Source organism: Prosthecobacter sp., from assembly GCF_046154365.1.
GTDB lineage: Bacteria > Verrucomicrobiota > Verrucomicrobiia > Verrucomicrobiales > Verrucomicrobiaceae > Prosthecobacter.
This window is the reverse complement of record NZ_JBJXFV010000062.1, coordinates 1-7,518: the sequence shown is the minus strand read 5'-3', so window position 1 is coordinate 7,518 and position 7,518 is coordinate 1. Positions and strand designations below refer to the sequence as shown.

Sequence of the window (7,518 nt, the reverse complement as noted above, 5' to 3'; positions counted from 1 at the left end):
GGACGTGGGCGGCTGGAGGCGGCGTTGGACATTCTTGTGACAGGATTAACGGGATTCAGGAAGGATTAACAGGATGCAAGCAACGAGCCTGGAATGAAAACTGAGCACTGAGCACTTCATAATTTGTGGCCCATCTTTTTCTTCTTCGTTTCGAGGTAACGGGCGTTCTCGGGCTTCGGCACCGATTTAACCGGCACCTGCTCGACGATTTCGAGCTTGTGGCCTTCGAGACCGACGACTTTGCGCGGGTTGTTGGTCATGAGCAGGATCTTGCGCACGCCGAGGTCGGAGATGATCTGCGCACCGATGCCGTAGTCGCGCAGGTCCATGGGGAAGCCGAGTTTGAGGTTGGCTTCGACGGTGTCGAGGCCCTGCTCCTGAAGCTTGTAGGCCATGATCTTGCCATGCAGGCCGATGCCGCGCCCTTCGTGACCACGCATGTAAACAATGATCCCCTTCCCTGCTTTGGCGATCTGCTGCATCGCGGCATGGAGCTGGCTGCCGCAATCGCAACGACGGGAGGCGAAGATGTCGCCGGTGAGGCATTCGCTATGCACACGGACGAGTATCGGCGCGTCGGGGGTGATGTCGCCCATGACGAGGGCGATGTGATGCACGCCATCGAGATTGCTCTTATAGAGATGCAGTTTGAAGTCGCCGAAGTCGGTGGGCATATCGACGACTTCGATTTTTTCGACCAGTTTCTCGCTGAGGCGACGATACGCGATGAGATCAGCGATGCTGCCCATCTTGAGGCCGTGCTTCTTCGCAAACTTCTTCAAATCCGGCAGGCGGGCCATGGTGCCATCGGGATTCATGATCTCGATGAGCACGCCAGCCTCACGCAAACCGGCGAGTCGGGCGAGATCGACCGCCGCTTCAGTATGACCGGCACGACGCAGCACACCGCCGGGTTTGGCAACGAGCGGATTGATGTGGCCGGGCTGCACGAGGTCTTCCGCGCTGCTTTTGGCATCGGCGAGCAGACGGATCGTGCGGGTGCGGTCGGCGGCGCTGATGCCGGTGGAGATGCCTTGGGCGGCATCGACGGTGACGGTGAAGTCGGTGCGGAAGGCTTCTCGGTTTTCCGGCACCATGCTGGCGAGGTTGAGGCGCTGGGCGATTTCGAGGGAAACAGGCACGCACAGCATGCCGCCGCCCTGGCGCACCATGAAGTTCACCATCTCGGCGGTGATTTTTTCGGCGGCGCAGATGAGATCGCCCTCGTTTTCGCGGTCCTCATCATCGGTGACGATGACCATGCGTCCGGCACGGATGTCTGCGATGACAGACTCCATGGAATCGAAGACAGGTTCCTTTTTGCGCGGCATGGGAGAGGTGGGAAAGAGCCAATGCCGCTGGTTGCGGCGTTCGGGGGCGGATGATTTAGCCGGTTGGGGACTGTTTTCCAGCACGAGTTGGTTTTTCATTGCCGTCGCGGAGGGGCAGCGAGTAGAGTCATCCGCATGCCCCTGCCGCCCAAAGTCAAACGCCCGTCCTCGGTGACGGTGGAGGAATTTTTCCGGCTGAATGAAAAAGTGCTCAGACTCAAGCTGGTGGGCAGCGATGCGGGCTTCACGCGCAAGATCAGTGAACCCTCGGTGAACCGACCCGGTCTGGCGCTCTCGGGCTTCTTCACCTACTTCGCCTACAAGCGTGTGCAGGTGATCGGCAACTCGGAAAGCTCCTTCCTCGAAGGTCTGGAGCCCAAACTGCGCGCCGCACGCTTCAGCCAGCTCTGTTCGTGGGACATTCCGTGCATTGTGATCGCACGCAGTCATCGCATCGGTGATGACTTGATCGACATCGCGAACAGCGCGGGCATCTCCGTGTTCCAGACGAACATGATGACGATGAAGTTCCTCAACGCGGCCACGATCAAGCTGGAGTGGGCCTTTGCCCCGAACTTGCTGGTGCATGGCTGCCTCGTGGATGTACAGGGCATCGGCGTCCTGATTCAGGGCGACAGCGGCTGCGGCAAAAGCGAAAGCGTGATCGGTCTCCTCCAGCGCGGCGGCAGTCTGGTGGCGGATGACGCCGTGCGACTGCGGTTGATCGAAGACCGCGAGATCATCGGCTCCGCGCCGGACATGACTCGCGGCATGATCGAAATCCGCGGCCTGGGCATCCTGAACGTGGCGGCGCTCTTCGGGGTGGGCGCGGTGCGCTTGAGCAAGCGGCTGGATTTGATCGTGGAACTCGTGCGTGGTGCGAAGACCGAGGATCTGGAGCGTGTGGGCACGAGCACCGATTCACGCGATGTCATGGGCATGAAGATCGAACGAGTGGCCCTGCCGGTGGAACCGGGCCGGGACGTGGCCGCCTTGATCGAACTGGCGGCCATGAACTACAAACTGCGGGCTTTCGGCTATAACAGCGCGGTAGAGTTTGATCAAAGGTTGTTAAAAAAGATGACGGATGACCAATTAGGTTAAATGTAAGGCACCCGACTCCCCCATGAGCATTGAAAAAGAACTCACGATCCGCAACAAGATGGGCATGCACGCGCGCCCGGCGGCGCAGTTCGTGAAACGTGCCAGCAAATATCAGTGCGATGTCTGGGTGGAGAAGGACGACGAACCGGTGAACGGCAAAAGCATCATGGGTCTCATGATGCTGGCCGCCGGACGTGGTGAGACGATCAAAATCATCGCCGACGGCAACGACGCCGAAGCGGCGGTGGCTGATCTCGTCGAACTGGTCTCGTCGGGCTTTGGTGACGTGGAGTGATGCCGCGTTTACGGCTTGGTTTTCTTCGGATCTTCGACCGGCGGTGGCGGTGCTGACACCCGAATTTCTGCGCCGCCCGGCGGCTCAGGCGGCGTGTGATCCTTGAGCATCTCCAGCATCATCGTCCCGACCAAATAGATCAGTCCGCCACCGATGCCTGCCCCGATGGCGATGAACCGCCGCTGCCAGGTGTGCTCGCGGTCGATGGCATACCAGAAACGCATGCACAGCAGCATCCACAGGATGCTGCCACCGAGAACAAGGAGATGGCCGGAGGTCATGCCGTGATTTTGGAACGGGTTTGCGCCGCCAGCGACAAGAAAATGCCCACACAGTCATCACAACCATCACAGCCAAGAAATCACTGGCTCCACCGCCCAAGCAGCCTACTCTCCGCCACCCCAAACACATGCCCACCGAGTTCGACATTCAATACGCCCTGGAAAACACCCAGGTTCTGCACGAACCGGACCGCCGCATCGACACCTTCGGCAGCACGCAGTTTGAGTTTCAGATCGTCACCGAACTCATGGACACCGTGGGTGCCGTGCGCGTGCGCGAAGGCCGCATTGAGGCGGAAAAGCCGCTGATCCTGCGCCCGGAGATGCCCGGCAACTTCGATTTCGAGGGCTTCGGACCGGAAGTGGCCGCGTTTGGCGACTTCCTCAAAGACAACCTGCACAAGCTGGCGATCCTGAAATACGGCTTCAAATTCCGCAAAGGCGAGATCACCGAGCAGATCGTGCATGAGTCCATGGACGAGGTCTGCGGCAAGCTGCTCGGCGACATCCGCACCACCGGCAACCCGATGCGTGCGGTGATTCAAGGCGTGGACGACACCTGGGAAATCTGCCTGCTCAAATTCACCGTTGAGATGATCGAGAAGTCCCAGAACATCAACCTGTTCGATTTCAAACGGCGCGGCCTGCTCGGCTGAGCGCGCATTTTGCTGCAACGATGGCCAAGCCACAGCTCAAGATTCTCGTTTTCCTCATCACCATCGGCCTGGTGGCCGGCAGCCTATCCATCGGCTGGTGGTTCTATACCAACGTGCTGCTCAAAGAAAATCAGGTGGAGAACGACATCGCCGCGATGAAGGGCAAGGACCGCCCGCGCATCGACCCCGGCGTGAAGCGGTTCGAGGCCGCCGTCGATCTCATCCGCCGCGGCAAGACCGAGGAAGGACGCGATGCACTCGATAAGCTGCGACTGCAGTTCCCAGACTCCGCAGCCAGCCCCGAGGCCATGCGCATCATCGGCGAGATCAATCTCGACCAGCTCTACTCGCCCGACAACATGGCGGGCAAGAAGGATTACATCGTCCAGCCGGGCAATTCACTGCTAGGCATCGCTGGCGCGCACAACACCACCATCGACTCCATCATCCGCATGAACGGTCTGATGAGTCCCATGCTCCAGCCGGGCGACCACCTCACGCTTATCCCGATGGAGTTCAACCTCGGTGTCTTCGTGTCCAAAAAGCAGGTCAGACTGCTGCGCACCGTCGGTGACAAAGAGTACCTGTTTAAAGTCTATGATGCCAAGGACATCCGCCTGCCGGCCGGCACGCGGTTGCCGGTGCAAATGGAGGTGGCCGGCAAAAACTCCATCTACAATGGCAAGCCCGTGACCGCCACCGATCCGCATTACCTGGACGCGGAAAAATGGATCTCCGGCACGAAGTCCGGCATCGTCATCAGCACACCTCCCGTCGCCCGCGCCCTGCCCGTGGATGAACCCAAGTCTGCGCCTGCCAAGAAAGGCTCCTCACCCGCCGCCACCCCGCCACCAGCCCCCGCCGCCGCCTCTGAGACCGGTATCTTTCTCAATCGCGAAGACATTGAAGAAATCTTTGCGTTAGTGCGCACCAAGTCAAAGCTGAGCCTCGTGCGTTAACCACCACTCACCTCATTCCCGACCGCCATGAACCAAGTTTTGGAATTCGAAAAACCCATCGTCAAACTCCGCGAAGAGATCGAGGAGATGCAGAAAAAGCTCGCCGCCAAGCCTAGCGACAAACTCGCAGCACAGATCGCCGATCAGGAGGCCAAACTGAACACCTTGCAGCGTGACATCCACGCCAACCTCTCCCCATGGCAGCGGGTGCAGATCTCCCGCCACATCGCCCGGCCCTTCATGCTCGATTACATCAAGTACTGCTGTGATGAGTTCGTGGAGATTCACGGTGACCGCCACATCGGCGACGACAACGCCATGCCCGCCGGTTTCGCCACCTGGGGCGGCCAGCGTGTCGCCATTCTCGGCCATCAAAAAGGCCGCGACACGAAGGAAAATTTGCTGCGCAACTTCGGCAGCGCCCATCCTGAAGGTTACCGCAAAGCGCTGCGCCTCATGCGCATGGCCGAGAAATTCAGCCTGCCCATCATCACGCTCATCGACACCCCCGGAGCCGTCCCCGGCATCGGTGCTGAAGAGCGCAACCTCGCCGAAGCCATCGCCTTCAATCTGCGCGAGATGATGACCCTGCGCACGCCCGTCATCGCCATCGTCATCGGCGAAGGCGGCAGCGGCGGTGCCCTCGGCATCGGCATCGCCGACCGTGTGCTCATGATGGAGAACGCCTACTATTCCGTCATCAGCCCTGAAGGCTGTGCCGCGATCCTCTGGAAGCACCGCGAACACGCCCCTGAGGCCGCCTCCGCGCTCAAACTCAGCGCCCAGGACTTGTCCAAGCTCGGCATCATCGACGGCATCGTCCCCGAACCTCTCGGCGGTGCGCACAACGACCACGTTGCCGCTGCCACCTCGCTCAAAGACGCGGTGCTCGCATCGCTGGCCGAACTCGGCAAAATCCCGACCGCAAAACTGCTGGAGCAGCGCTACCAGAAGTTCCGTGCGCTGGGTCAGTTCACGGAAAGCTGAACGGTTTCAGCCTGATTTGCCCAGGACCATGCCGCGAGAGCCTGCCTCCGCCGCATGGCTCATGATTATCCAAACAAGGGATTTCATGGTCAAATCTAGGCCGTTGGCACAGCGCTGGCTGGTGGTTGCGGCTGGAAACCGATGAGCTTTGGCGCTTTGGATGCCCAGCATCCGTCCGTTCACTTTTGCCCACCCATTCTCTTGCCCTAAATCCGCGAATGACGGCCTACGGAAGACGAGGCTGTCTGATCCAGTCACGCGTGGCGGCTTTCATACATGACCTTGCCTTTCTCATTGATGTCCAGAATGAAGCCTTCCTTATCCTCGATCCGCCGTTGCAGCCGGTCATCAGCCTCCACCAGCACATCCACGGGGAAGCCCGGCGGCACCTTCACGGGGATGCGCCAGCCGAGATCCCGCCGATAGCGCTTCTTTGGCATCACCACCATCACATCCACGTCCGAGTCCTCCGTCGGCACCCCGTAGGCATCGGAGCCAAACAGAATGATCTTCTGCGGCTTGAATGCCGCCGCGATGGCGTCGCAGTAGTTTTTGATTTCTCTTTCGAGATCACCCCGCAGGTTGCAGCAGGCCTGAGCATGGCTCAACTGCGAAATCTTTCTTGTGCGAGGAAGGGATGGTTCAATCGTAGCGCTTGATCAGCGCGATCTTGCAGCCGGGCATCAACTTGCGGAGGGCTTCGGCTTGGTCGGTGGAAAACTGGCTTTCCGGGGGGCGAGCTGGGTCAGGCGGGCATTCGAGTTCCCGCCATGATAACATGCCCAGTGTTGCAAATGGAGACACGCTCCGCTAACCTCGCACCATGAAAGTAACTATTGACACCGCTGCGCTTTTCCCCTCGGCAGACTACAAACAGACACTCCAGGCGATCAATGAGTTCATCGCGCGACAACCCAAGACGCGTGAGAATGCCCTCAAATCATTGTTCGCGACGGGTATGTACACTAGGACCGGCAAACTAAAAAAGCAGTACCGCTGATGCTCCCTCCGCAGATCATTTTTGGCTACCACGGCTGCGATGTGAGTATCGCCAGGATGATCCTCAATGGCGGGGTTTTGCGGTCCAGCACGAATCCCTGGGACTGGCTGGGACATGGCATTTACTTCTGGGAGCGCAGTTTCACTCGTGCCATGCAATGGGCACACGAGATTTCCCGCCTGCCCCACTCGCCAATCAAACGGCCAGCCGTGATCGGCGCGATCATCAACCTTGGCCACTGTCTCGACCTCGCCGACCCCGATAGCGCCGAGCTTGTTGCCACAGCCTACAAAAACTTCATGGCCGAATGCCGGACAACCGGCGTCGAACCCGCGCGAAACAAGGGGCCGGAATCCAAGGCCCGCTTCCTCGATTGTGCCGTGGTGAACCATCTCCATCATCTTACACACCAGGCAGCACGCCCCGCCTTCGACACCGTGCGCGGCTTCTTCAATGAAGGCCAACCCGTTTATCCCACCGCTGGCCTGCGCAGCCTCGACCACGTCCAGGTTTGCGTGCGCAATCCCAAGTGCATTCTCGGCTATTTCTCTCCCCCGCAGCTCCACGCTTAGATTTCAAGAAACAGATAAGCTCGCCGACAGCCAAAAACCGCCTTCCGACGCCGTTGGCAAGCCTCATGAACCCGTCGGACCCCACTTTCAGCCCGTCAGTGCGCCGCTCTGAGCCATCAGCACCTGCATTCGATCCGTCGCCCTGCCATTCCAGCCTCATGGCGCACTCTTCGGCGGCGAAGATCGAAGACAGACAGCCGCCCGACCGATTGAGGTAGGGACGGCGCATTGAGTTGCGCCGCCCCTCCCACCGAACCGGACTGGCGGTTCTCCCGCATCCGGCTCTCCAGTCAGTAGTTGGCTGCTTTCCGCAGGCTGATGATTTCAAGTCGG

General features: G+C 59.7%; 10 protein-coding genes. 7 read left to right on the top strand and 3 right to left on the bottom strand.

What is annotated here, in order from left to right; translation table 11 throughout:
- Positions 1-116: 116 nt before the first annotated feature.
- Positions 117-1,331, bottom strand: a complete 1,215-nt coding sequence (locus ACKVY0_RS07410) for a bifunctional 3,4-dihydroxy-2-butanone-4-phosphate synthase/GTP cyclohydrolase II (protein WP_409214163.1) — start codon at positions 1,329-1,331, stop codon at positions 117-119.
- A gap of 135 nt (positions 1,332-1,466) precedes the next feature.
- Here ACKVY0_RS07410 and hprK point away from each other — a divergent pair, with 135 nt between their 5' ends.
- On the top strand, positions 1,467-2,435 hold the full coding sequence (hprK, locus tag ACKVY0_RS07405; protein ID WP_409214162.1) for an HPr(Ser) kinase/phosphatase: 969 nt from the start codon (positions 1,467-1,469) through the stop codon (positions 2,433-2,435).
- 22 nt (positions 2,436-2,457) lie between these two features.
- Positions 2,458-2,730 (top strand): HPr family phosphocarrier protein, encoded by a 273-nt coding sequence (locus tag ACKVY0_RS07400; RefSeq protein ID WP_409214161.1) that lies wholly within the window; start codon positions 2,458-2,460, stop codon positions 2,728-2,730.
- A gap of 8 nt (positions 2,731-2,738) precedes the next feature.
- Here the strand turns inward: ACKVY0_RS07400 and ACKVY0_RS07395 are convergent, their stop codons facing one another.
- Positions 2,739-3,011, bottom strand: a complete 273-nt coding sequence (locus ACKVY0_RS07395; protein ID WP_409214160.1) for a hypothetical protein — start codon at positions 3,009-3,011, stop codon at positions 2,739-2,741.
- 128 nt (positions 3,012-3,139) lie between these two features.
- Here ACKVY0_RS07395 and ACKVY0_RS07390 point away from each other — a divergent pair, with 128 nt between their 5' ends.
- From ACKVY0_RS07390 to ACKVY0_RS07380, 3 genes are read left to right on the top strand one after another with little or no spacing between them, the layout of a single operon-like run.
- A complete protein-coding gene (locus ACKVY0_RS07390) occupies positions 3,140-3,667 on the top strand; it encodes a hypothetical protein (RefSeq protein WP_409214159.1) in 528 nt (175 codons plus the stop codon).
- 20 nt (positions 3,668-3,687) lie between these two features.
- Complete coding sequence (locus ACKVY0_RS07385; RefSeq protein ID WP_409214158.1) at positions 3,688-4,626, top strand: LysM peptidoglycan-binding domain-containing protein; 939 nt, start codon at positions 3,688-3,690, stop codon at positions 4,624-4,626.
- Positions 4,627-4,653: 27 nt separating this feature from the next.
- Positions 4,654-5,613 carry an acetyl-CoA carboxylase carboxyltransferase subunit alpha gene (locus ACKVY0_RS07380; protein ID WP_409214157.1) on the top strand — a complete coding sequence of 320 codons (960 nt, stop codon included), beginning with the start codon at positions 4,654-4,656 and terminating at the stop codon, positions 5,611-5,613.
- A 254-nt stretch (positions 5,614-5,867) separates the two neighbouring features.
- On the opposite strand, the gene ACKVY0_RS07375 is transcribed toward ACKVY0_RS07380, so the two are convergent.
- Positions 5,868-6,221, bottom strand: a complete 354-nt coding sequence (locus ACKVY0_RS07375; RefSeq protein ID WP_409214156.1) for a nucleotidyltransferase domain-containing protein — start codon at positions 6,219-6,221, stop codon at positions 5,868-5,870.
- 215 nt (positions 6,222-6,436) lie between these two features.
- Between ACKVY0_RS07375 and ACKVY0_RS07370 the strand changes: the two genes are divergently transcribed.
- Entirely contained in the window at positions 6,437-6,613 is a 177-nt protein-coding gene (locus ACKVY0_RS07370; protein ID WP_409214155.1) for a hypothetical protein, read from the top strand.
- Positions 6,613-7,185 (top strand): hypothetical protein, encoded by a 573-nt coding sequence (locus ACKVY0_RS07365; protein WP_409214154.1) that lies wholly within the window; start codon positions 6,613-6,615, stop codon positions 7,183-7,185. The genes ACKVY0_RS07370 and ACKVY0_RS07365 overlap by 1 nt, the downstream gene beginning before the upstream one ends.
- Positions 7,186-7,518 lie beyond the last annotated feature (333 nt).